The sequence below is a fragment of the Leeuwenhoekiella palythoae genome, assembly GCF_020310025.1.
In the GTDB taxonomy this organism is placed as follows: Bacteria; Bacteroidota; Bacteroidia; order Flavobacteriales; family Flavobacteriaceae; genus Leeuwenhoekiella; species Leeuwenhoekiella palythoae.
Genome location: NZ_CP084318.1, coordinates 1,023,412 through 1,046,402, shown reverse-complemented (window position 1 = coordinate 1,046,402; position 22,991 = coordinate 1,023,412). Strand labels below are relative to the sequence as shown.

Sequence of the window (22,991 nt, the reverse complement as noted above, 5' to 3'; positions counted from 1 at the left end):
TAATAACACAAAATAATTATCAATTAATTAGTAATTATTTAAATTAGTGGTCTTAAAAAAGCAAAAAATTACGAATGAATCAAATTCAGCCTTATATCCCTAAACATAAAGTACGTATTGTAACCGCAGCTTCTCTTTTTGATGGGCACGATGCTGCAATAAATATTATGCGACGCATTATTCAAGCGACCGGGGTTGAGGTGATACACCTTGGTCACGATCGGAGTGTAGAAGAGGTAGTGAATACTGCAATTCAAGAGGATGTTCAGGCGATAGCGATGACTTCGTATCAAGGCGGTCATACCGAATATTTCAAATATATGTATGATTTGCTTCAGGAAAAAGGAGCAGAGCATATCAAGATTTTTGGCGGTGGAGGCGGAGTAATTCTTTCAGAAGAAATTGAAGAATTAATGGATTACGGGATTACGCGTATTTATGCGCCAGACGATGGGCGTGAGATGGGATTGCAAGGAATGATCAACGATCTTGTTGAAAAGGCCGATTTTGCTCCGGCTGCTGAAGCTTTGCCGAAAACTGAGAAAATTCAAAATGCACTTCAGGAAAAAAACGTGAATGTTTTAGCCCGACTCATCTCCATGGCTGAAAATAATCACGACGTATTTCTAGAGAAATTCAAAGAGGCTGAAGCGATTTCGAGCGTCCCGGTATTGGGAATTACAGGAACCGGTGGTGCGGGAAAATCTTCGCTGGTAGACGAACTCGTAAGAAGATTTTTAAATGATTTTCCAGAGAAGAATCTTGGGATTATTTCGGTAGATCCTTCAAAACGTAAAACAGGCGGAGCGCTTTTAGGCGATCGTATTCGTATGAATGCGATCAATTCGCCTCGCGTTTATATGCGCTCCTTGGCGACTCGTCAAAGTAACTTGGCACTTTCTAAACATGTGCAAGAAGCCGTTGATGTGTTGAAAGCAGCTCAATATGATCTCATCATTCTAGAAACCAGCGGAATTGGCCAGAGCGATACCGAAATTCTAGAGCACAGCGATGTGTCTTTGTATGTGATGACTCCTGAGTTTGGTGCGGCAACGCAGCTTGAGAAGATCGATATGCTTGATTTTGCTGATCTGGTTTCCATAAATAAATTCGACAAACGCGGGGCTCAGGATGCGCTGCGTGATGTGAAAAAACAATACATGCGTAACCATCAGTTGTGGGAGGTTGATCAAAAAGACTTGCCGGTTTACGGAACGATCGCTTCGCAGTTTAATGATCCCGGAATGAATAAATTGTATTCTGAAATCATTAAAACACTCAATGCAAAAACCGAAGCAAATTTTGAAAGTACCTTCAGCGCAACAGATGAGTTGTCTGAGAAGATCTTTGTGATTCCACCGGCGCGCACGCGTTATCTTTCTGAGATCGCTGAAAATAATCGCGGTTATGATGAAACCGCAGCTACTCAGGCTGAAGTTGCGCAGAAACTCTATGGAATTTTTAAAACCTTAGATACCGTAACCGGTCAGTTGCCTAAACTTGACAAAAGCGGACTTGTACTTAGCGACGCTGCAGAAGATCAGGATTTGGCAAAACTACTTCTAGCTGAATTTGATAAGGTAAAAATGAATCTGGATCCCTATAATTGGGAAGTGATCTTAGGTTGGCAAGATAAAGTGAATCGCTACAAAGATCCGGTATACACGTTTAAAGTTCGTGATAAAGAGATCAAAATAGAAACGCACTCTGAATCTTTGTCCCACAGTCAAATTCCTAAAGTGGCGTTGCCAAAATATCAAGCTTGGGGCGATATTTTAAAATGGGTGTTGCAAGAAAATGTGCCGGGAGAATTTCCGTATACGGCAGGCTTGTATCCGTTTAAACGTACGGGGGAAGATCCTACCCGAATGTTTGCCGGAGAAGGCGGCCCGGAACGTACCAACCGTCGTTTTCATTACGTGAGTATGGGCTTACCTGCAAAACGTCTTTCTACTGCTTTTGACAGCGTTACGCTTTATGGTAATGACCCCGATCATCGCCCTGATATTTATGGAAAGATCGGAAATGCGGGTGTTTCTATCTGCTGCCTTGATGATGCAAAAAAGCTGTATTCAGGCTTCGATTTGGCAAACCCGATGACTTCGGTGAGTATGACCATTAACGGCCCGGCACCGATGCTGCTTGGCTTTTTTATGAATGCAGCTGTGGATCAGGCGTGTGAAAAATACATCACGGAGAACAATTTAGAAGACGAAGTCGAGCAAACTATTCAGTCGATTTATAAGGAAAATGGGTTAGATCGACCGGTATACAACGGCGAACTTCCCGAAGGAAATAACGGCTTGGGCTTGATGTTGCTTGGCGTTACCGGAGATCAGGTTTTGCCGGAGGAAGTCTATTCAAAAATTAAAGAGGAAACGATTAAGCAAGTGCGTGGTACCGTTCAGGCCGATATTCTGAAGGAAGACCAAGCGCAAAACACTTGTATCTTTTCAACTGAATTTGCACTGCGTCTTATGGGTGATGTACAGGAATATTTTATTGAGAATCAGGTGCGCAATTTTTATTCGGTTTCTATTTCAGGATATCATATTGCTGAAGCAGGCGCCAATCCCATCACGCAACTCGCGTTCACTTTGGCAAACGGATTTACCTATGTGGAGTACTATCTCAGCCGCGGAATGGATATCAATAAATTTGGTCCCAACCTGTCGTTTTTCTTCAGTAATGGTATTGATCCCGAGTATGCTGTGATCGGCCGTGTGGCACGTAGAATTTGGTCGAAAGCGTTAAAGCATAAATACGGAGCCAATCCACGAGCTCAAATGTTGAAGTATCATATTCAAACTTCAGGTAGATCTTTACACGCGCAGGAAATTGATTTTAATGACATACGTACGACGCTTCAGGCGCTGTATGCGATTTACGATAATTGCAATTCACTGCATACTAACGCCTACGACGAAGCGATCACCACGCCAACTGAAGAAAGCGTGCGTAGAGCGATGGCAATTCAGTTGATAATCAATAAAGAATTAGGTTTAGCTAAGAACGAAAACCCTATTCAGGGAGCCTTTATAATTGAAGAACTTACTGATCTGGTAGAGGAAGCTGTGCTTACTGAATTTGACCGTATTACCGAACGCGGCGGCGTGCTAGGCGCTATGGAAACCATGTATCAACGCAGCAAAATACAGGAAGAAAGCTTGTATTATGAGACGCTGAAACACAACGGAGATTTCCCGATTATTGGTGTGAATACGTTTTTGAGTAGTAAAGGTTCGCCAACTGTAAAACCTGCCGAAGTCATCAGAGCAACCGAAGCAGAGAAGCAAGCACAGATCAATACGTTGACAAAGCTTCATAAAGCCTATGAAGATCAAGCGGAAAATGCCTTGCGTAAAGTACAAGAGGCGGCGATCAACAACGACAATATTTTTGAGCAACTTATGGAAGCGACAAAAATCTGTTCGCTCGGTCAAATTACCGAAGCACTTTTTGAAGTTGGAGGGCAGTACAGACGAAATATGTAAGAAAGAAGCAACGCTATAATATTGAAAAAGCCCTTTTAAAGGGCTTTTTTTGGCACCGCCAAAAGGTTAAATATACCGAGGCTTGCCTCGGGTTTGAAAATTCGTTTCTATCCAAAATTAAAGGAATTACCGAGGTAGCTTACTGTTTTCAATCTTCAAAATCAAGATCGTCAGGATCAAAGGGTAAATCGTCGTCGGGATCGGGGTCGTTATAATTAATTCCCGGCGGATTAAACAATCCCCAGCGGTCTATCATATAATTCCATGGGTCAAAAGTCTTTACCCATTCTGCAAATAAAATTCTGAAATCTTCAATCTCATTGCGAAGTAAGTTGAGGTATTCGGTTTCTTTAAAACCGAACATTTCCAGGCCAGTCATATGCGTGGCGAGATCGCGTGCACATTTGCGAATAATGGTGGCCTTTTCCATCTTAATGTCATAAAGGTCACAATGATAAGCTCCAGCAATCTTTGAAGGAATGATTGATGCATCTTCACGTATAAACAAGGCTTGACTGCGCAAAATCTCTTGTTCATTTTTGTCTTTTGAGTCAATCTCATAAGACGCTGCAATCTCTGCAATACGATTAGCCAACTTTAAAATTTCGGTTGCTTTTTTAAAGAGTTCGCTGTCTTGATAATCATTTTGCGAATTAAAATCGTCTTCTGATGGCATGTGTTTTCTAGCTTTAAATCTGTGCCTTAATATAGGGGTGAAAGGATTGATTTAAAAATACAAAACATTCTTTTCAAAGAAACAGATGAGACTATAAGGTCATCATCCATTTGTGCTGAAGCTTTCTAAATTTGCGTATTTCACGGCGTAAAATGCGTACAAAGTCTTTTCCGTTGCTTTCTGCACGCTCCAGCCGTTCACAAGTGCGATATAAACTAGAAGTCAGTCGTTCTATAGAAGCAGCTTGCTTTAGCCTGTCGTCTTGAAAAGCCATATTTTCAGCTTTTAAAATTTCAGGAGCTAGCGAGTCTGATTGGCGTACAATATCTCCTGTAAAATACACATAGGGATCTTCGCTGCCATCTTTTTTAAGATGTGCTAGATCATAAACCAAATAGTTAGAAACCGAGCGCGAAAGTCTCAGAATTTCAATAGCTTGGTTATAAAGATGTGTATTTCTAGGTATATACGTCATTGCTTTAATAGTCGTTCAAATTTAACGGTATTCTACAACTTATATATTTTGTATTTAAAGTGTAAGTTTGTATTTACTTTAATTTTTAAAGAAATAATTCTAATTTATTTAAAAATGAATATAGATTCCGTAAACTGGAAAATCCTTCAACTATTACAGCGTAATGCACGTATGAGCGTGAGCGCTATAGGCCGCGAAATTGGCATCACTTCGCCCGCTGTTGCAGAACGCATTCGTAAGATGGAAGACGCCGGGGTACTCATTGGTTATAAGGCTGAAATCTCGCATATAGAATCAGGTCATCAGCTTAAAGCGATCATCACGCTGCGCGCATTTATGGGAAGGTTAAAACCTTTTTTAGAAAAGGTGCACGATTTTAGCGAAGTGCTCAATTGCTATCGCATCACGGGTAATGAAAATATTTTTATGGAAGTGGTGCTTTTTGATCAATTCCATCTGGAAGAATTTATTGATAAATTGATTACCTACGGGGAAACCAAAACACACATAGTTCTTTCTACAGTGATCGAAAATGCACCCATTAGAACCCGCAAAGAAGACCGAAAGAAAAAATCAGAATAGCGTACTCAAATACCACAAACTGAAAAGAATAAGCAAAACGATCGCAAACCAACTGAAATAATTAAGCAGTTTGCTAGGGCGGCGTTCTTTAGGTACTGCGCTGCTGTTCATCACCAGCACATTACTTATCGCAAAAAATGGAGCAGTCAAAAAAGAAAGTATGGTCGCAATTTGCACCAATGTTCCCATCTCGTTGGTTAAAAAGAACAGAATACCAACAGTGCCTAGAATGAGAATCACGATCCAGATAAAATAACTGTGCTTTATCTTTTTATCAGTGATCAGGTCTAAGGTTTTTGCCATAGATCGGGGAGAAGCGTCCAGGGTTGTTAGCGTAGTGCTAAACATCGTAGTCAATGCTGCGATACCGATCAGATAAAACGCCCAGTTGCCTAAACTACTGGTGTACATATCTATCAATTGTTTGGCAAAAGCGACGCCGCTAGAACTAAAACTGCTTCCGCTGTGAAACATAATAAAGGTCCCCAACGCAACAAAACAAGTGCCTACGATTATAGTGCCTAAAAAGCCAATATTAAAATCAAAAACAGCAGATTTTGGAGTTATAGCTCCGCTTTTAGCTTTTTCCAAAGACCATAAGGAATGCCAGATAGAAATATCTAAAGGTGCCGGCATCCAGCCCATAAAGGCTATCAGGAATGCAATTCCTACTGAATCTTTAGGGAGTATTTGGGTTAGGCTAACTGCTTCAGATGTTTGTGAGCCTGCCATAAATGCCGCAGCGAGTGTGCTGATCGTAAGTGTGATCACAATGAATTTCATTAAACGATCCAGCAGATTATAGCGCCCAATAATGAGTATCACAGCGCAGATCGCGGTAATGATCAAAGACCAGATTGTGATATCCCAGTTCACATCAAAGATATAGGTAGCAATACCTGCGGTTACGATGGTTACCGCAGTTTGAATTGTAAAAATGGTAAGCAGATTAATACAGAAGTATAGTATTAAAACAGCTTTACCCAGACGTTTGTAACCGTCAAGCAAACTCTGACCGGTAGCGGCCGCATAGCGTGGACCAAATTGAAAAAACGGATATTTAATCACGTGAATTAGCACTAATGCCCAGATCAGGCCAAAGCCATAATCAGCTCCCGCTCGGGTAGATTGTACGAGGTGTGATACGCCAATGGCAGCACCGGCAAACAAAAGGCCGGGACCCAACTGTCTAAAAAAATGCTTCATGAGTACTTAATGCTCTTTTTCGATCAAGTCTGAAAGAAGGCGGCGAGCTCGCAATAGTTTAACCTTCACATTGCTCATAGGCTCATTTAAGGTTTGCGCCATTTCTTTGTAACTCATCTCTTGAAAGTAGCGCAAATTTATTATTTCCTGATAATGCGGTTTAAGTTTTTTAATGTGCCCCTTCAGTTCAGAAAGACTTTGTTCTGTGATGAGCGCATCTTCGGCAGTAGGATTGTCGTCAGCTACTTTATTTACTTTTTCATCTTTACTGAAATGCCGCTGCCTGCTGTTTTCTTTCCGAAGCAAATCAATATGAAGATTTTTAGAGATCGTAATAAGCCACGTACTGAATTTATACGTACTGTCGTAAGACTCCAGTTGGTTAAACGCTTTGGCAAAAGTTTGAATGGTGATTTCTTCCGCCTTAAAGTCATCTTGCGTACGCTCTAGCTGAAAACGGTAAACCATATTCCAATGGGTGTTCAGCAGGTAATTAAAAGCGCTCTGACTGCCACTCTTAGCCTGTGTGATTTTATGATTTACGATGTCTTGATTTACTTCCAACGGCGGGGGTTTACCAGAGAGTTTGATATAAAGATAAGCATTTGCAGACTCACTAAAAACGGTTCTAACAAGAGGGTAAAAGGGATTAAATCGCGCTCCTGAAGTTTTTTAGCAGTAGTTGCATATATGCTCCAAACATACAACTCCCGAACAACAAATAAACACAAGATTATATAAAAATGTGCAGTGGCAGTGAATGCGGCTCCTAGAAAAAATAAAAAGAATAGCACTTGAGAGCAGTAAAAAAGAGTGAGCTGTACTTGATGTTTTGCTTGATATAAATGTGCTACACCAACGTGTCTTCTCTTCTGAATGAACCAACTTTTCCAAGTGGTTTTGGGTTGTGAGATCGTAAAAGCTTCCGGATTTATGCAGAGTGCTACATTGGTAGGCGTTGCATTTTGATTCACAAAAAGGTCATCATCTCCCGGTTTGACGTGCTTATGGGCTTCAAAGCCGCCGCTTGTATTAAAAAGAGTTTTAGTATACGCCAGATTTCTACCAACGCCCATATAGGTATTCTTGCGCAGGGCGTACGCAAAATATTGCAAAGCAGTCAGCAAGGTTTCAAATCTGATCAACTTGTTTAAAAAAGAATTCTTCAATTTGAGATAGGCACCATAACCTAAGACAATTTCAGCATTAGGTGTAAAAGCTGAATGCATTGCTCTCAGCCAGTGTTTTGAAGCCGGAATGCAATCTGCGTCTGTAAATACGAGACGGTCATATTGCGCCATAGCAACTGTTGCTGTGATTCCTGCTTTTTTACCGGTTTGCTCTGTAAGATTAAAGAATTTAAAATTATGGTGTTTTTGATCAAACTCACGCAGAAGTTCTAAACTTCCATCAGTAGAATGGTCATTCACGATCAGAATTTCAAAAACAGAAAATTCCTGCTCCAGCAATTTTGGGATAAGCGTCCTGAGGTTGTTGATCTCGTTCTGAGCACAAACAATTACAGAAATACCTTCTTCTTCAGAATTTGTTTGAATGGACCGCTGTGGTCTAAATGGGAAAATTGAAAAATACACGAAGTAACTTATGTTGACAATGCCAATGGCTACAAACGCATAAAAGAAAAGTGGGCTTAGCGCAACCAAGCCGGTGAAGATTAAGATGCTTTACTGGTAGAGCAGTCGCCTATTTCGTCTGGCATTTTACCACACATCCCGCAGGCTTCACCACTTTTATTCAAATAAGGATTCTGACTTGCACAGGTTCCGGCAAATTTACCGTCTTTTTTTGCCCAAATTTTAATAGCAATTCCGGCAAATGCAAGTCCTAATAAAAGTAATGTGATTAATAGCAGTTTCATAACTCAAAATATATAAGACAAAGATACAAAATGAAGCTTTGAGCCCCAAGTTTTAGCTTTGTCGTAAAGCGTTAATATTTCTAACATATCCCCAGTTTATTTAACTAAAGATTAGTAGCGCAGCCGTTTAAGTGCTTGATATTCTGTTTAATTTGGCTTCTACATTAACCATAAATAAAATAATTATGAAATTTAATAAGTTAATTATAGCTCTTGCAGTAAGTACCGGTGTTTTAGTTTCTTGTAACGACGGAAAAAAGAATGAAGAAGAAATAAGACTAGAGGAGCAGGAGATGCAAACGGCTGAAGCGGATCAAGCGGCTAAGGAAGCAGAAGAAGCAGAGATGAAAGCACAACAGATGAAGGAAGAAGCGCGTGCAAACAGTATTGCTTCAAAAGCGATGGCGGCAGAAGAATTAGATACTTTAGTTCTTGCCTTGAAAGCAGCAGGTTTATCTGAAATGTTGATGGCAGAAGGAGAGTATACCGTTTTTGCTCCTACAGATTATGCTTTTTCTCAATTGAAAAAAGGTACGCTTGAAGATTTGACCAAAGCTGAAAACAAAGAACAATTAGTAAGTGTGCTACAATATCACGTAATCCCGGGAATTATGAGATCTGAAGATCTTGGTAAAGCGATAGATGCCGGCAACGGAAAAGCTAAAATTCAAACAGTAAAAGGAGAGGAGCTCACCATAATGCGTGATGGAGATCAAATTGTAATTAGAGACGGAAAAGGTAAAAAAGCCCAAATCGTCCTAGGAAACATCGAAGCATCAAATGGTGTGGTACACGAAGTAAATAAAGTATTGATGTCTAAGTAAGTTGATACACTCATAAAAAATAAAAACCTCGCTGAAAAGCGGGGTTTTTATTTTTTACTCAATAATATTGACTTCGGGCTGAATCTCAATTCCAAATTGCTGGTGAACTTCCTTCTGAATTCGCAGCGCCAAATCCCAGATTTCGTTGCCGGTTGCATCACCATAATTCACAAGAACTAAAGCTTGGTTTTTATGTACGCCGGCATCGCCAAAACGCTTTCCTTTAAAACCGGCTTGCTCTATAAGCCATCCCGCGGGAATTTTGACTTCTGTTTCAGAAATAGGATAAAAAGGCATTTCAGGATATTTTTTCTGAATAGCCTCAAAAATAGTTTTAGGTACTACCGGGTTTTTAAAGAAACTTCCGCTGTTGCCCAATTTTTTAGGGTCAGGAAGTTTAGATGCTCTGATAGCAATAACGGCTTGAGCGATATCTTTTATTGAAGGGTAATTGATTTCCTTTTCCTTTAAAACCTGTTGAATTGCTCCGTAACCGGTATGCAATTCGTGCTTGTTTTTATCCAATTGAAAGGTTACCGAAGTAATAACATATTGATCTTTCAACTCATTCTTAAAAACCGAATCTCTATACCCAAAACAACAGTCTTTAAGCGAGAAGGTTCTTTGCTCTAAAGTCGTTCTGTGAATCGCCGAGCAACTGTAAAAATGATCTTTAAGTTCAACCCCATAAGCACCAATGTTTTGAACTGGCGCTGTACCCACATTTCCTGGAATTAACGCCATATTCTCGACCCCGCCATAACCGTGGTTCACACAATACATCACAAACTCGTGCCAGTTTTCGCCGCCGGCAACTTCCAACCAAATATTGTCAGCAGTTTCCTTAACCGTTTTAATTCCTTTGAGCGCAACGTGGATTACTAAAGCATTTACATCACTTTTCAATAGCATATTGCTTCCGCCGCCTAAAATAAATTTTTCAGGATAAGCTTCTAAGTGCAATGCTTCTTTGAGCATTTCAATATCAGTAACCGAAATAAACGCTCGTGCCTTTGCTGAAATGCCAAAGGTGTTATACGACTTTAATGATGCATTATGAGTAATTTGCATTTAGTCTTTATACTGGCTTAGAGCTTCTTTTAAAAGTTCGACAGCTTCAATCAAATCTTCTTTTTTAAGAACATAAGCGATACGCACCTGATTTAAACCTTCGCCCGGAGTTGAGTAAAAACCTGCTGCAGGCGCTACCATTACTGTCTTTTTATTGACCTCAAAAGACTCTAAAAGCCACTGCGCAAAATCATCAGAATTTTTTACCGGAAGCTCGGCAATACAGTAAAATGCACCTTTAGGCTTGGCAACACGCACACCAGGAATGGCTTCTAATCCAGCTACTAGAGTATCTCTACGATCAACATATTCTGAAATTACTTCGTCAAAATAAGACTGTGGAGTGTCAAGAGCAGCTTCACTCGCAATTTGAGCAAGTGTAGGCGGACTCAAACGCGCCTGAGCGAACTTCATCGCTGTAGCCATAAGTTCTTTGTTCCGGCTTACGATGCATCCTATACGCGCACCACACATAGAAAAACGCTTAGAAACCGAGTCGATCATAATCGTATGCTCGTCAATCTCGCGCTGATTTAAAACAGAATTATGTTGCAATCCGTCATAAGCAAACTCGCGGTAAACTTCGTCTGCTATTAAAAACAGGTCGTGTTTTTTCACCAATTTAGAAAGTTGGTCGAGTTCGTCTTTACTATACAAGTAACCAGTAGGATTTCCCGGGTTACAAATGATGATCGCCTTAGTTTTAGCAGTGATCTGTTTTTCAAACTCAGCGATAGGAGGTAGGGCAAAACCGCTTTCAAATGATGAAATTACCGGTTTTACAGTAACTCCAGAAGCGGTTGCAAAACCGTTGTAGTTGGCGTAAAAAGGCTCAGGAATGATAACCTCGTCTCCAGGGTCTGTAATACTTCCCATTGCAAATAAGAGGGCTTCAGATCCTCCGGTGGTAATGATGATATCATTTGCATCCATCTCGATGCCTTGTTTACCGTAATAAGCAGCTAATTTTTGGCGATAGCTTAAAAATCCTGCCGAATGGCTATAGGACAATACCTCGATATTAGCCTCTTTTACTGCATTAAGTGCAGGTTGAGGCGTTTGAATATCAGGTTGGCCAATATTGAGTTGGTGAATTTGGACCCCTCTAGCTTCTGCTGCTTCAGCAAAGGGTACAAGTTTTCTTATAGGAGATTGTGGCATTAATTGCCCTTTTTGCGATAACTGCGGCATGTCATTTAATTTAGTCTGTAAAGTTGCAAATTAAAAACGAGAAAAAAATTTAAAGAATGAACTAGCATAAATCCGGATTAATTACTAAATTAACAGTAATAGCACGATAATTATGCGTTATGTTTATTTGATATCAGCACTGTTTGTTTATATGATAAATTTTGAGGTTTTTCCTCAGGGTGCATTTCTTTTGCCTGATGGTAAAAACCATATAAAAATAAAAGCTGATGTTGTAAATAATCTAATGATCATTCCTGTGCAGATCAATGGTGTTGAATTGTCTTTTTTGCTCGATACCGGTGTGCGTTCTACAATTCTTTTTGATGCCGAAGCAGATTACCCATTAAAGCTGAATAATAAATCTACGGTCTGGCTACGCGGTTCTGGGGATGGTGAGCCTAGTAAGGCGATAAAATCTACTCAGAATATTATTAATATTGGTGCTTCGGCGGCGATCAATCAAACGGTTTATTACATTCCGGATAGCGCCCAAAATTTCTCGCCCCGACTTGGATTTCCCGTACACGGGATCATTGGGTATGCGCTTCTAAAAGACCTTTGTGTAGAGCTCAATTATCAGCGCGGCTTCATAAAACTATATGATCCTGAATACTTTCGCTCAAAGAAATTTCGATCCTCTACTGCGTTAACTTTCGAACTTAAAGAAGGAAAACCCTATCTAAATATTGGTCTGAATCAAAATGAAAAGGATTTCAGGGCAAAGCTTTTGCTCGATTCGGGTAGTGGCGACGCGTTGTGGTTGTTTCACAATACCCACGAGGATATTGCCGTTTCGGAGAATGCTTTTAAAGATCATTTGGGTTTGGGACTTAATGGGGAGGTAACAGGATATCGATCTAGAATAAACAGACTTTCCTTAGGCGATTATGAGTTAGATAAGGTGAATGTCGCTTATCCTGATGATCAATCCTTAACGTATTTAAATGGAATGAATTTTAGGAATGGAAGCATTGGTGCATCGGTGTTGAGAAGATTTACGGTATACCTTGACTATGGTAAGAAAAAGCTGTTTTTGCGAAAAAACCGCTACTTTGATGATCCGTTTAGATACAACCGAAGCGGGCTGGTTGTAGAGCATACAGGTTTTGAGTTGGTGGCTGATATTGATTACGGAATAGCAAAATCGAGAACCATAACCACTGCAGATGGCAGTACCCGAAGTGTTTTTCTAGAAACAAATGTTGTGCAGTTTCCGCAATTGCGATTAAAACCCAATTTTGAGATTGCAGCAATTCGGGAGGATTCTCCGGGAGCTGATGCAGGATTGGCAGTAGGCGATAAGCTGCTGAAGATTAACGGTCGTGATGTGCGTAAATTAGAGCTGAGCGATATTACTAAACACTTTTTTAAAGATGAGGGGGCAGTCTTACGCCTAAGAATTGAGCGTAATGGCGTTGAATTTAATAGAAGACTGAAATTAAAAAAGCTATTAGTAGATGAGTAAAATGGCCCAAGATTTTCAACCTTTTGACTTTCTAAGAAACTGATTTAGGAGGCACTAAATGTAAGCAATTTTTCAATTTAGAAGTATCTTGATAGTCATTGGGACAGTGTGTTAAACCTATCTACGAGCCAATAAAAAAAGCGACCATTAGGTCGCTTTTGCTTTAATATATTTTCCGATCTTAATTGGTTGCCGGTAATAAGGTTCCCTTGATTTTTAAGGTATATGGTTCTGCCGAAGCATTAGTATATACCGTAATGGTTTTGCGTATTGGTCCGGGAGAGCGGTTGGTGTCATATTTTACTTTGATCACGCCGGTATCGCCGGGAGCAATAGGATCTTTAGGTGGGCTAGGTACTGTACAGCCACAAGTAGAGTAGGCTTTAGAAATTACTAGCGGGGCATCACCGGTATTTGTAAATTTAAATTCACGGGTGCCATCACTTCCGTGGGCAACGTCACCATAATCGATTACGTCAGTTTCAAAAGTAATTGCAGCTTTCTTATCCTGAGCTTGCAGGCCTAAAGTCATTAGTCCAACAGCAAGAATCAAAACAATTTTTTTCATAATTCTAAGTGTTAATGAGATATAAAAGTAAGCTTATTCTAAAGTATGTGCAAAAAGTAGCAGTTATTTAATTAAATCTTAAGTATTTTCTTACAGCATAACTTTTCGAAAACCCTACGTTTTAATCGGTCGGATTTTTTCAGAATACTTACTATTATAAGTACTTTTGCACTCTTAAAGACAAAAATTAGACCAATAATGGCATTAGCTTCAAAATATAGCTCTAAAGATGTGGAGCAAAAGTGGTATGACTACTGGATGAAACATAACTATTTTCATTCAGAACCTAATGAAAAAGAGCCTTATACGATTGTAATTCCGCCACCTAACGTAACCGGAATATTGCATATGGGGCATATGCTGAACAACACAATCCAAGATGTACTCATAAGACGCGCGCGCCTTAAAGGATTTAATGCGTGCTGGGTTCCGGGAACTGACCACGCCTCTATTGCTACTGAAGCTAAGGTGGTTGCTAAATTAAAAGCCGAAGGAATTAATAAAAGCGAACTTACTCGCGAGGAGTTTTTAAAACATGCTTGGGAGTGGACCGATAAATATGGCGGAACCATTTTAGAACAGCTTAAAAAACTAGGTGCTTCGTGCGACTGGGAGCGATTACGTTTTACGATGGATGACACCATGTCAGCGAGCGTTATTCAATCTTTTGTTGATTTATATAACAAAGGCCTTATTTATCGCGGTCATCGTATGGTAAATTGGGATCCCGAAGCGCAAACCACACTTTCTGACGAAGAGGTGATTCACGAAGAACGTCAAGGCTTTTTGTACTATTTAAATTATAAGTTGGTTGGCAGTGATGAAACGTTAACCATTGCCACAACAAGACCGGAAACTATTTTTGGGGATACTGCGATCTGTATCAATCCTAATGACGAGCGATTTACCCATTTAAAGGGTAAGAAAGCCATTGTGCCTATCGCAAATAGAGAGGTGCCTATAATCGAAGATGAATATGTAGATCTTGAGTTTGGTACCGGGTGTTTAAAAGTGACACCGGCGCATGATGAAAATGATAAAATGTTAGGCGACAAGCATCAACTTGAAGTGATCGACATATTTAACGATGATGCTTCTTTAAATGAGCACGGTCTGCATTACAAAGGTAAAGATCGTTTTGTAGTGCGTGAAGAAATTGTTGCAGAGCTTAAAGCTGCTGGGGTTTTAGTAAAAACTGAAAAGCACACGAATAAAGTTGGTACTTCAGAGCGTACTAAGGCGGTAATAGAACCTAAACTTTCTGATCAGTGGTTTTTAAAGATGAAAGAACTTGCTGAGCCAGCTATAAAGGCTGTTTTAGATACAGATGAGGTAAACTTATTTCCGAAGAAATTTGAGAATACGTATCGCCATTGGATGGAGAACATCAGAGACTGGAATATTTCTAGACAGCTTTGGTGGGGGCAGCAAATTCCCGCGTATTACTACGGTAATGGGCGTGAGGATTTTGTAGTTGCTAAATCTCGAGAAGAAGCGCTTGAAGCGGCTAAAGTAAAAACCGGAAATGCACAACTCACTGATGCAGATTTGCGTCAGGATGAGGATGCGTTAGATACTTGGTTTTCTTCCTGGTTATGGCCTATGAGTGTGTTTGATGGGGTTGCAAATCCTGATAATGCAGATTTTAAATATTACTACCCTACCAATGACTTGGTGACCGGTCCTGATATTCTATTCTTCTGGGTGGCGCGTATGATTATGGCAGGTTACGAATATACCGGTGAAAAGCCATTTACTAATGTGTACTTAACCGGACTCGTGCGTGATGCTGAGCGTCGTAAGATGTCTAAATCTTTGGGGAATTCTCCTGATGCCATGAAGCTTATTGATGATTACGGTGCAGATGGTGTGCGTGTAGGTCTTTTGTTGAGTGCTTCGGCAGGAAATGATCTCCTTTTTGATGAAGATTTGTGTCAGCAAGGAAAAGGCTTTATAAATAAAATCTGGAATGCCTTTAGATTGATCAAAGGTTGGGAGGTTGATGACACTATTCCGCAGCCGGAATCCAGCAAGAAAGGATTGGTTTGGTATAACGAGCGCTTTAAGCAGGCAACGGTTGAGATCGAGGATCACTTTAGTAAATACCGTATAAGTGATGCGTTGATGACTACTTATAAGTTGGTTTGGGATGATTTCTGTAGTTGGTTGCTAGAAATTGTAAAACCTGAGTATGGTAAGCCTATTGATAAAGTCACTTTTGATGCGGTGATTGAAGCTTTAGAAAACAACCTTAGAATTTTACATCCATTTACTCCTTTTGCTTCGGAAGAGATCTGGCAGAATATCGCTGACCGTACTCCTGAAGAAGCTTTGATCATTAATGAATGGCCAAAGATTACTGAGCCTGATGAGGCGATTTTAGCAGATTTTGATCTGGCAGCTCAGACGATCACGGGAGTGCGTGCGATTCGTAAAGAAAAGAATATTTCGTTCAAAGATGAACTAGAGCTCTTTGTTTTGAATACCGAAGGTTTTTCAGATAGTTTTGATACAGTAATTACTAAGTTATGTAACCTATCTAAAATTGAAAGTACAGACGCTAGTGTAGACGGTGCACTTTCTTTCCGTGTAAAAGCTAATGAGTATTTTATTCCGCTTACGGGAGCTATTGATGTAGAAGCTGAATTAGCTAAGATCAATGAAGAATTGAAATACACCAAAGGCTTTTTAAAGTCAGTTTCCGGAAAACTTTCTAACGAGCGTTTTGTAAACAATGCTCCAGAAAAAGTTGTGGCTATAGAGCGCCAAAAACAGGCAGATGCTGAAGCAAAGATCGAAGCACTTGAAAAGCGCTTGGCGGCGTTAAGTTAATTCTGAAAGAAAATAAAAATTCTAAAACTAAGGAATATGTTGAGCGACCAGCTTAATGTATTCCTTTTTTGCTTCTGTGGCAGAAAGACCTTTAATCTGTATGAGCGCGTTGTATTTAAATGCGCTTCGCAGGTCGTTTTCTTTTATATTTTCAAGAGGAATAAGTTTGCTTTTGTGATTGCCTTGTTTGTAGTAGGCATAAAGCAAAAGTTGAATGTCTTGTGGTAAGGCAACGGTTGTGGCGCTTGCCTTCTCGTATGCCGCCTGAAATGCTTTATCTAACTCTTCTTTTGTCAAACCAAATTACTTAAGGGTTGCTATCACGCTTTGTGCTCCTTTTACTTTTTGGTTAAGCGTAACAGCAATTGGAGTATCTAATGGCAAAAATACGTCAACTCGAGAACCAAATTTGATAAAACCGCTATCTTCTCCCTGAAAAACTTCATCGCCCTCTTTAGCATAGTTCACAATACGTTTTGCGAGAGCACCGGCAATCTGGCGATAAAGGACATCGCCGAAGCTTGTAGAACGAACAACCACAGTAGTGCGCTCGTTTTCTTCAGAGGCTTTAGGGTGCCAGGCAACCAGGTATTTTCCGGGATGGTATTTACTGTAAACTACTTTTCCGCCTGCGGGATAACGCGTAACGTGTACATTGAGCGGCGACATAAAAATGGAAACTTGCAGACGTTTTTCGTTGAAATACTCTTTTTCAAACACTTCTTCGATAACCACTACTTTTCCGTCAACTGGAGAAACGATCTCTTCTATATTTCCGGCGGACTTGCGGCTAGGATTTCTAAAAAACTGAAGGATCAGAATTAGAAAAATCACAAGCGCGGCATAGCATACGTATTGAAGCCAAACAGGACTTACCCAGGTTTGAGTTGAAACAAAGCCAATGGCTACCACCAGAAGCGTTACGATAATTATGGTATATCCTTCTTTATGAAACATATTCAAATACTATTAAAACCAAATAAATAAAAGGGCTGGCGAATAGTATGCTGTCAAGACGATCATACAAGCCTCCATGGCCCGGCATTAGCGTTCCGCTGTCTTTAACTCCGGCTTCACGTTTAAGCTTAGACTCGATCAAGTCGCCAAAGGTTCCTAAAGTACTCATTACTACAGCGAGCGATAGCCAAATATTGAAGTTGAGGCTATGCGTAAATTTATGAATAAAATAGCTGGCGATACAAGCAAAAACGAGTCCGCCAAAAAATCCTTCGATGGTCTTTTTGGGCGAAATACTAGGGAAGAGTTTATGCCTTCCAAAACTTTTACCTACAATATATGCAAAGGTGTCATTAGTCCAAATGAGTACAAAAAGCCCGGCTACGGTGTATGGAGAAAAATCATCACCGTGGGTTGGGAGCAAGGTCAAAAAAACAAAACTTGCGATGATATAAAAAACGGTAATGTGTAGCTTTTGAAGCTTATTATATTTTCTGATTTTTTCGCTGAAAAGATTTTTCATCAAATACAATCCGGTGCCTACTGTCAAGCCTAACAATACTAAAGTAGCTGGTTTTGACAGCTTATAATAGCTGAAGAATAAAATAAAACCTATTAAAATGAGGTAGGTGTACCAGAACTGAAACCCTATAAGTCTTAAGAATTCACGAAGGGTGATGATCCCGAATAATAAGAACAGGAGTATGTACCATTTTTCGGAATAAAAAATAGAAAAGAGTAGGATAATAACATATAAAAAGCCCGAGAGTGCTCTTACGCTAAGTTCACGCATACTACAAATCTTCTAGTAGTAACAAGTAAAGATTTTTTGCGCTACTTCCGTAAGACATAAAATCTTTAGTACCTTCTTTAGGTTCAAAATTCTTGATGGTGGTGATGTTGGTAGGGATTTGCCCGGTATTTTTCTTTTTAATACCTCTTAGGCCTTCACCAATATTATTTACAATTTGGCTTGTGGTCGCAAAAATGACAAAATTTTGCGGTAATTCTTTTAACTTTTTCTCTTTGATCTGATTAGAAGAAACGAGTAAACTACCGTCATCTGCAATCAGATTTTCACAAGTAGACAGAAAAAAGCTAGACTCTTTGTTGTGGCCAAACTCTAGATTGTAACCGTCAAAAAGCTTTTGCAATTTATCATCCATACAATAGGCTTCTTGCTCATACCAGTCGTTTTCCAGTAAAATATTATCAAAGCTCTCGTGAACCTCATCCATATCAATACAATACAAGAATTTACCACCATTAAGTATAAAATGTTTGGTAAAACGTTCATCGGCCGGCGCAGTAATGTCTGGCATATATTTGCCGCGTTCTGGACCTTTGTTGCTGGGGCTCTCAGAACTAGATGAACTTTTCTGTTTAAAAAGCTTATTAAAAATACTCATAAATGAGTGTGTATTCGTCTAAATTTAGGATTCTATCAAATATAAAAAATCTTAACTCAACAGCGTGTCAAGTTAAGATTTTATATTGTTTTGAGAACTAGTGTTTTCTAGCTTTCACTAACCGGAGTGTCTTTCACTTCGGCCTCTTGTGTTTTCTCAAAAGGGCGTTTTCCGAAGATTTTTTCAAGGTTGTCTTTGAAAATCACTTCTTTGTCTAAAAGCACTTCAGCGAGCTCGTGCAACTTATCTTTATTGTCTTCAAGAATTTTGATCGCACGTTGATATTGCTCTTCAATTATTTTTGATATTTCTTTATCAATAAGTTCTGCAGTTTTCTCACTATAAGGCTTATTGAAATTATATTCATTCTGACCTGAAGAATCGTAATACGTCAGGTTTCCGATTTTATCATTTAATCCGTATGTGGTTACCATCATACGTGCCTGCTTAGTCACTTTTTCTAAGTCACTCAAAGCTCCGGTTGAAATTTTATCAAAGGTCACTTTCTCAGCAGCACGACCACCCATTGCGGCGCACATTTCGTCGAGCATTTGCTCAGGACGCACGATCAAACGCTCTTCAGGTAAATACCAAGCAGCTCCTAGGGAACGCCCACGCGGAACGATCGTAACTTTAACCAACGGTGCAGCATGTTCAAGCATCCAGCTTACAGTTGCGTGACCGGCCTCGTGAAAGGCAATAGCGCGTTTTTCTTCTGGAGTTATGATTTTATTTTTCTTCTCAAGACCTCCAACGATACGATCAACCGCATCTAAGAAATCTTGACGACCTACCGCAGCTTTACCTTGACGTGCAGCGATAAGCGCCGCTTCGTTACATACATTGGCAATATCAGCACCAGAAAATCCCGGTGTTTGTTTTGCCATAAATTCTGTGTCAAGTTCATCTGCAACTTTCTTTAAAGGACGCAAATGCACCTCAAAAATTTCTTTACGCTCACGAACATCAGGCAGGTCTACATAAATCTGTCGGTCAAAGCGACCGGCACGCATTAATGCAGTATCAAGTACGTCAGCACGGTTTGTTGCAGCAAGTACAATTACATTAGTATTGGTGCCAAAACCATCCATCTCCGTAAGAAGTTGGTTTAGCGTGTTCTCGCGCTCGTCGTTAGAGCCACTGAAATTAGCTTTACCTCTTGCGCGACCAATCGCATCAATCTCGTCTATAAAAATAATCGCAGGAGATTTTTCTTTTGCTTGCTTAAATAAATCACGTACCCGTGATGCACCTACACCAACAAACATCTCCACAAAGTCAGAACCTGAAAGCGAGAAGAAAGGAACTTTAGCTTCGCCTGCTACAGCTTTCGCTAATAAAGTTTTACCGGTTCCCGGAGGTCCTACTAAAAGCGCTCCTTTAGGAATCTTACCACCTAGATTAGTATACTTATCCGGACTTTTTAAGAAATCTACAATTTCTTGAACTTCTTCTTTTGCACCCTCTAATCCGGCAACATCTTTAAAGGATGTTTTAACATCAGTCTTTTCGTCAAAAAGTTTTGCTTTAGATTTCCCTATGTTGAAAATCTGTCCGCCGGCACCACCAGCACCACCAGATGACATTCTACGCATAATGAAAATCCAAATACCGATAATCACAACTATAGGTAGAAGAGTTAGTAAAATATCTCCGAAATAATTATTCTCAGGTCGCAGATATTGTATTTGAAAATCATTTTCTGCCTTTAATTCTGATAGTGAATTTTCGAAATTCTCTAAGGTACCGTAGCGAAACTCGTAATCAGCGCCACCGGTATTAGAAAATACATTCATCCCATTGTCGGCGGGCTTACTGTGTTTCTCTTTAGATTTTGCATCCTCAGTCAAATAGATATAAGCAACCTGATTGCTCGAGGTTTTGTTGATATCTATTCGCTTTATATCGCCATCTTTTGCAAACGTAACGAGTTGATCTTGTAAAATCTCTTTAGGACTTCCATAGTCAGAGCTATTGCTGAAGTAATTAATTGCGAAAAAAACAAGTATGATTGCTGTGTATATCCACCAAGCACTGAATTTTGGCTTATTTGGGGTGGGCTTTTTAGATTTTTCTGCCATCGAATTTTTTTAATAGTTGGATTCAATTGAAGTTACTTTGGCATCTCCCCAAAGGCTTTCAATATCATAATATTCCCTGATGTGTTTTTGAAATACGTGAACCACTACATTCACATAATCCATCAAAACCCATTCTGCATTTTGCATACCTTCTACGTGCCAGGGCTTATCTTTTAATTTTTTACTTACAGTTTTTTGAATGGAATTGACAATAGCGGCAACCTGCGTGTTTGAGGTACCATTGCATACAATAAAGTAGTCACAAACCATGTTCTCTATTTCCCTAAGGTCTAATAAATCAATGTTTTGACCCTTCACTTCCTCAATCCCTTCTAGAATAGTTGTTATTAATTGATCTGTACTTACTTCCTTTTTTGCCATTAAATCTTTTTTAGTCTGACAAAGTTATTACAATTTTGTTTGATAGTGTTTCTTGTAATCACATTTAAGCCATTCTATTTGTTGTATGAAAATAGTCAAACTTAATGCCACAACTTCTACAAATAGTTATCTAAGATCTTATACTAAAGAATTGAACCCCGATACTGATGTATTGGTGTGGACGGTAGAGCAGCGATCGGGCAGAGGGCAGCGTGGTGCCTTCTGGGAAGCTCAACCGGGTAAAAACCTTACGTTTAGTGTGTTTAAGCGCATTGAAGCCTTGTCTTTAGACCAGTCTTTTTACATCACCATGGCTACTTCGTTAGCCGTTTTTGAAGTGCTAGAACAGTTAGGATTGCAACAACTTTCCGTTAAATGGCCAAACGACATATTGGCAGGCAGATCAAAAATCTGTGGTATTCTCATAGAAAGTGTAATTAGGAAGGATCTAACAGCGGTGATTATTGGCATCGGACTCAACGTTAATCAAGTGCAGTTTTCCAGAGCTCCCAGAGCGACTTCTATTGCGCTTGAGACCGGAAGGTATTTTGACCTGGAAGAAATTTTAGACATGCTGATACAAAAGTTTTACACGTTTGTAGCCCGCATAGTTTCTGGAGATTTTGAAGCTTTGAAAGCTGAATATGAGCAGAAACTTTTTAGAAGAGATAAAGCTTCGACCTTTGAAGACCCTTCAGGAAATAAATTTACCGGGATCATTAAGGAAGTCTCAAAAACAGGAAAGCTCATCGTTCAGCTAGAAGATGAGCTTTATAAAGCATTCGATCTAAAAGAATTAAAACTTCTGTATTAAATCGTTTGTAAGTTTTCTGCCAAAGTCTGTATGAATTTGGTGATAGGCCCTTTGATCATCATCGACATCATGGCATTGAATTCTCCTTCGAATTCAAAAGATGCTTCGCTGCTGTTTTCAGTAAGCTCTTTAATGTTTGCTGTTAGTGTAAACGGAAGTTTGTCGCTCGCAGCTCCTAGCACCACCTTGTTGTAAGGCACGCTGTTTTTTAACTCCAAAACAATATCGGGCATTCCTTTTAAGGCAAATAAAAAGCGCTTTTCATTCAAAATTTCAAACTTACTAATGCTGTCCGGCATCAGTTTTTTGTAATTGTTTACGTCGTTCAAAAAATTGTAAATGGTTTCAGGACTTTTATCTATAGTTTTTTTAGGGCTTTCTATATGCATAGTTGTAGTACGTCTGTAAATTTAATTTTTGTGATTTTTTGTTATTTAATAGGTGCAGCCTGCCAAGTGTCTGGAGAAAGACGCCAGGTCTGCAAGGTTAGTTTTTCTTTTTCAGAAATATATTGGGTGTCCAAAGCCTGCTCAAGTAAGTGGTCATAGTCACTTAATGTATGTAGGTCAATACCATACTGTTCAAAGTTGGACTTTGAAATATCAAAACCATACGTGAAAATGGCAAGCATTCCTTTTACATTGGCTTCAGCGGCTTTTAGAGCATCTACTGCCATAAGGCTACTTTTGCCGGTACTGATCAAATCTTCAACCACCACCACAGATTGACCGGGTTCTAGCTTTCCTTCAATCTGATTTTGACGCCCGTGCTTTTTAGGTTCAGGTCTGATATAAACAAAAGGCAAGTTTAAAAAATCTGCCACGAGCATCCCTATTCCTATTGCACCGGTAGCAACCCCTGCGATAACGTCAGGTTTTCCGTAGAGCAGTTCAATTTGATTTGCGATATTCTCACGTAGATAGTTGCGTATCTGCGGGTAAGACAAAGTAATGCGGTTATCGCAATAAATGGGAGATTTCCATCCGCTGGCCCACGTGAAGGGGTTTTGTGGTTGTAATTTAATTGCATTAATTTGCAACAACAACTCAGCTGTTTTTTTAGCTGTTTCCTTTTTTAAGATCATGG

Annotated in this window: 23 protein-coding genes; 6 read left to right on the top strand and 17 right to left on the bottom strand. The window is 39.7% G+C overall.

Features of this window, described 5'->3' with window-relative positions:
* Positions 1 to 74: 74 nt before the first annotated feature.
* Complete coding sequence (locus LDL79_RS04390) at positions 75 to 3,494, top strand: methylmalonyl-CoA mutase family protein (RefSeq protein ID WP_225599312.1); 3,420 nt, start codon at positions 75 to 77, stop codon at positions 3,492 to 3,494.
* Between the two features lie 148 nt (positions 3,495 to 3,642).
* On the opposite strand, the gene LDL79_RS04385 is transcribed toward LDL79_RS04390, so the two are convergent.
* Positions 3,643 to 4,170 carry a hypothetical protein gene (locus tag LDL79_RS04385; RefSeq protein WP_009781428.1) on the bottom strand — a complete coding sequence of 176 codons (528 nt, stop codon included), beginning with the start codon at positions 4,168 to 4,170 and terminating at the stop codon, positions 3,643 to 3,645.
* A gap of 91 nt (positions 4,171 to 4,261) precedes the next feature.
* The gene (locus LDL79_RS04380) at positions 4,262 to 4,645 is read right to left on the bottom strand and encodes a hypothetical protein (protein ID WP_072983410.1); all 384 of its coding nucleotides are present in this window, start codon (positions 4,643 to 4,645) and stop codon (positions 4,262 to 4,264) included.
* Positions 4,646 to 4,759: 114 nt separating this feature from the next.
* Between LDL79_RS04380 and LDL79_RS04375 the strand changes: the two genes are divergently transcribed.
* Entirely contained in the window at positions 4,760 to 5,227 is a 468-nt protein-coding gene (locus LDL79_RS04375) for an Lrp/AsnC family transcriptional regulator (protein ID WP_225599311.1), read from the top strand.
* Here the strand turns inward: LDL79_RS04375 and LDL79_RS04370 are convergent.
* The 4 genes from LDL79_RS04370 to LDL79_RS04355 are packed head-to-tail and all read right to left on the bottom strand — an operon-like array spanning position 5,219 to position 8,312.
* Positions 5,219 to 6,433 carry an Nramp family divalent metal transporter gene (locus LDL79_RS04370; protein WP_225599310.1) on the bottom strand — a complete coding sequence of 405 codons (1,215 nt, stop codon included), beginning with the start codon at positions 6,431 to 6,433 and terminating at the stop codon, positions 5,219 to 5,221. The genes LDL79_RS04375 and LDL79_RS04370 overlap by 9 nt on opposite strands.
* Before the next feature lie 6 nt (positions 6,434 to 6,439).
* On the bottom strand, positions 6,440 to 6,997 hold the full coding sequence (locus LDL79_RS04365) for an RNA polymerase sigma factor (RefSeq protein ID WP_225599309.1): 558 nt from the start codon (positions 6,995 to 6,997) through the stop codon (positions 6,440 to 6,442).
* Positions 6,988 to 8,097, bottom strand: a complete 1,110-nt coding sequence (locus LDL79_RS04360) for a glycosyltransferase (RefSeq protein WP_225599308.1) — start codon at positions 8,095 to 8,097, stop codon at positions 6,988 to 6,990. The genes LDL79_RS04365 and LDL79_RS04360 overlap by 10 nt, the downstream gene beginning before the upstream one ends.
* Positions 8,098 to 8,108: 11 nt before the next feature.
* Positions 8,109 to 8,312: a membrane or secreted protein gene (locus tag LDL79_RS04355; protein WP_072983420.1), complete on the bottom strand. Its 204-nt coding sequence runs from the start codon at positions 8,310 to 8,312 to the stop codon at positions 8,109 to 8,111.
* Between the two features lie 185 nt (positions 8,313 to 8,497).
* Here LDL79_RS04355 and LDL79_RS04350 point away from each other — a divergent pair, with 185 nt between their 5' ends.
* The gene (locus LDL79_RS04350; RefSeq protein WP_225599307.1) at positions 8,498 to 9,136 is read left to right on the top strand and encodes a fasciclin domain-containing protein; all 639 of its coding nucleotides are present in this window, start codon (positions 8,498 to 8,500) and stop codon (positions 9,134 to 9,136) included.
* 54 nt (positions 9,137 to 9,190) lie between these two features.
* On the opposite strand, the gene murB is transcribed toward LDL79_RS04350, so the two are convergent.
* Positions 9,191 to 10,207 carry a UDP-N-acetylmuramate dehydrogenase gene (murB, locus tag LDL79_RS04345; protein ID WP_225599306.1) on the bottom strand — a complete coding sequence of 339 codons (1,017 nt, stop codon included), beginning with the start codon at positions 10,205 to 10,207 and terminating at the stop codon, positions 9,191 to 9,193.
* The gene (locus tag LDL79_RS04340) at positions 10,208 to 11,398 is read right to left on the bottom strand and encodes a pyridoxal phosphate-dependent aminotransferase (protein WP_225599305.1); all 1,191 of its coding nucleotides are present in this window, start codon (positions 11,396 to 11,398) and stop codon (positions 10,208 to 10,210) included.
* A 151-nt stretch (positions 11,399 to 11,549) separates the two neighbouring features.
* On the opposite strand from LDL79_RS04340, the gene LDL79_RS04335 reads away from it, so the two are divergent.
* Positions 11,550 to 12,863, top strand: coding sequence for an aspartyl protease family protein (locus tag LDL79_RS04335; RefSeq protein ID WP_225599304.1), 1,314 nt, complete (start codon positions 11,550 to 11,552; stop codon positions 12,861 to 12,863).
* 181 nt (positions 12,864 to 13,044) lie between these two features.
* On the opposite strand, the gene LDL79_RS04330 is transcribed toward LDL79_RS04335, so the two are convergent.
* Positions 13,045 to 13,431 (bottom strand): DUF1573 domain-containing protein, encoded by a 387-nt coding sequence (locus tag LDL79_RS04330; RefSeq protein WP_225599303.1) that lies wholly within the window; start codon positions 13,429 to 13,431, stop codon positions 13,045 to 13,047.
* Positions 13,432 to 13,629: 198 nt separating this feature from the next.
* Here LDL79_RS04330 and LDL79_RS04325 point away from each other — a divergent pair, with 198 nt between their 5' ends.
* A complete protein-coding gene (locus LDL79_RS04325) occupies positions 13,630 to 16,263 on the top strand; it encodes a valine--tRNA ligase (protein ID WP_225599302.1) in 2,634 nt (877 codons plus the stop codon).
* A 27-nt stretch (positions 16,264 to 16,290) separates the two neighbouring features.
* Here the strand turns inward: LDL79_RS04325 and LDL79_RS04320 are convergent, their stop codons facing one another.
* The 6 genes from LDL79_RS04320 to rsfS form a co-directional block, all read right to left on the bottom strand.
* Positions 16,291 to 16,560, bottom strand: coding sequence for an acyl-CoA-binding protein (locus LDL79_RS04320; protein WP_072983432.1), 270 nt, complete (start codon positions 16,558 to 16,560; stop codon positions 16,291 to 16,293).
* Between the two features lie 6 nt (positions 16,561 to 16,566).
* Positions 16,567 to 17,220, bottom strand: coding sequence for a phosphatidylserine decarboxylase family protein (locus tag LDL79_RS04315; RefSeq protein ID WP_225599301.1), 654 nt, complete (start codon positions 17,218 to 17,220; stop codon positions 16,567 to 16,569).
* A complete protein-coding gene (locus tag LDL79_RS04310) occupies positions 17,210 to 18,013 on the bottom strand; it encodes a phosphatidate cytidylyltransferase (RefSeq protein ID WP_072983436.1) in 804 nt (267 codons plus the stop codon). Before LDL79_RS04310 ends, LDL79_RS04315 begins: the two co-directional genes overlap by 11 nt.
* Before the next feature lies 1 nt (position 18,014).
* A complete protein-coding gene (locus tag LDL79_RS04305; RefSeq protein WP_072983438.1) occupies positions 18,015 to 18,629 on the bottom strand; it encodes an LUD domain-containing protein in 615 nt (204 codons plus the stop codon).
* 107 nt (positions 18,630 to 18,736) lie between these two features.
* Positions 18,737 to 20,710: an ATP-dependent zinc metalloprotease FtsH gene (gene ftsH / locus LDL79_RS04300; RefSeq protein ID WP_167598000.1), complete on the bottom strand. Its 1,974-nt coding sequence runs from the start codon at positions 20,708 to 20,710 to the stop codon at positions 18,737 to 18,739.
* 9 nt (positions 20,711 to 20,719) lie between these two features.
* The gene (gene rsfS / locus LDL79_RS04295) at positions 20,720 to 21,091 is read right to left on the bottom strand and encodes a ribosome silencing factor (RefSeq protein ID WP_072983443.1); all 372 of its coding nucleotides are present in this window, start codon (positions 21,089 to 21,091) and stop codon (positions 20,720 to 20,722) included.
* Between the two features lie 85 nt (positions 21,092 to 21,176).
* Here rsfS and LDL79_RS04290 point away from each other — a divergent pair, with 85 nt between their 5' ends.
* A complete protein-coding gene (locus LDL79_RS04290; protein WP_225599300.1) occupies positions 21,177 to 21,905 on the top strand; it encodes a biotin--[acetyl-CoA-carboxylase] ligase in 729 nt (242 codons plus the stop codon).
* On the opposite strand, the gene LDL79_RS04285 is transcribed toward LDL79_RS04290, so the two are convergent.
* Positions 21,902 to 22,294 carry an orotate phosphoribosyltransferase gene (locus LDL79_RS04285; protein ID WP_072983447.1) on the bottom strand — a complete coding sequence of 131 codons (393 nt, stop codon included), beginning with the start codon at positions 22,292 to 22,294 and terminating at the stop codon, positions 21,902 to 21,904. The two genes, LDL79_RS04290 and LDL79_RS04285, sit on opposite strands and share 4 nt — an antisense overlap.
* 41 nt (positions 22,295 to 22,335) lie before the next feature.
* A complete protein-coding gene (gene pyrE / locus LDL79_RS04280; RefSeq protein ID WP_225599299.1) occupies positions 22,336 to 22,989 on the bottom strand; it encodes an orotate phosphoribosyltransferase in 654 nt (217 codons plus the stop codon).
* Between the last annotated feature and the right edge of the window lie 2 nt (positions 22,990 to 22,991).

Coding starts and splice junctions, on each gene's coding strand:
- LDL79_RS04370 (WP_225599310.1), bottom strand. CDS start 6,433: ATGAAGCATTTTTTTAGACAGTTGGGTCCCGGCCTTTTGTTTGCCGGT.
- murB (WP_225599306.1), bottom strand. CDS start 10,207: ATGCAAATTACTCATAATGCATCATTAAAGTCGTATAACACCTTTGGC.
- LDL79_RS04350 (WP_225599307.1), top strand. CDS start 8,498: ATGAAATTTAATAAGTTAATTATAGCTCTTGCAGTAAGTACCGGTGTT.
- LDL79_RS04375 (WP_225599311.1), top strand. CDS start 4,760: ATGAATATAGATTCCGTAAACTGGAAAATCCTTCAACTATTACAGCGT.
- LDL79_RS04285 (WP_072983447.1), bottom strand. CDS start 22,294: ATGCATATAGAAAGCCCTAAAAAAACTATAGATAAAAGTCCTGAAACC.
- LDL79_RS04305 (WP_072983438.1), bottom strand. CDS start 18,629: ATGAGTATTTTTAATAAGCTTTTTAAACAGAAAAGTTCATCTAGTTCT.
- LDL79_RS04385 (WP_009781428.1), bottom strand. CDS start 4,170: ATGCCATCAGAAGACGATTTTAATTCGCAAAATGATTATCAAGACAGC.
- rsfS (WP_072983443.1), bottom strand. CDS start 21,091: ATGGCAAAAAAGGAAGTAAGTACAGATCAATTAATAACAACTATTCTA.
- LDL79_RS04355 (WP_072983420.1), bottom strand. CDS start 8,312: ATGAAACTGCTATTAATCACATTACTTTTATTAGGACTTGCATTTGCC.
- LDL79_RS04330 (WP_225599303.1), bottom strand. CDS start 13,431: ATGAAAAAAATTGTTTTGATTCTTGCTGTTGGACTAATGACTTTAGGC.
- pyrE (WP_225599299.1), bottom strand. CDS start 22,989: ATGATCTTAAAAAAGGAAACAGCTAAAAAAACAGCTGAGTTGTTGTTG.
- LDL79_RS04380 (WP_072983410.1), bottom strand. CDS start 4,645: ATGACGTATATACCTAGAAATACACATCTTTATAACCAAGCTATTGAA.
- LDL79_RS04390 (WP_225599312.1), top strand. CDS start 75: ATGAATCAAATTCAGCCTTATATCCCTAAACATAAAGTACGTATTGTA.
- ftsH (WP_167598000.1), bottom strand. CDS start 20,710: ATGGCAGAAAAATCTAAAAAGCCCACCCCAAATAAGCCAAAATTCAGT.
- LDL79_RS04325 (WP_225599302.1), top strand. CDS start 13,630: ATGGCATTAGCTTCAAAATATAGCTCTAAAGATGTGGAGCAAAAGTGG.
- LDL79_RS04335 (WP_225599304.1), top strand. CDS start 11,550: ATGATAAATTTTGAGGTTTTTCCTCAGGGTGCATTTCTTTTGCCTGAT.
- LDL79_RS04340 (WP_225599305.1), bottom strand. CDS start 11,398: ATGCCGCAGTTATCGCAAAAAGGGCAATTAATGCCACAATCTCCTATA.
- LDL79_RS04310 (WP_072983436.1), bottom strand. CDS start 18,013: ATGCGTGAACTTAGCGTAAGAGCACTCTCGGGCTTTTTATATGTTATT.
- LDL79_RS04290 (WP_225599300.1), top strand. CDS start 21,177: ATGAAAATAGTCAAACTTAATGCCACAACTTCTACAAATAGTTATCTA.
- LDL79_RS04315 (WP_225599301.1), bottom strand. CDS start 17,220: ATGTTTCATAAAGAAGGATATACCATAATTATCGTAACGCTTCTGGTG.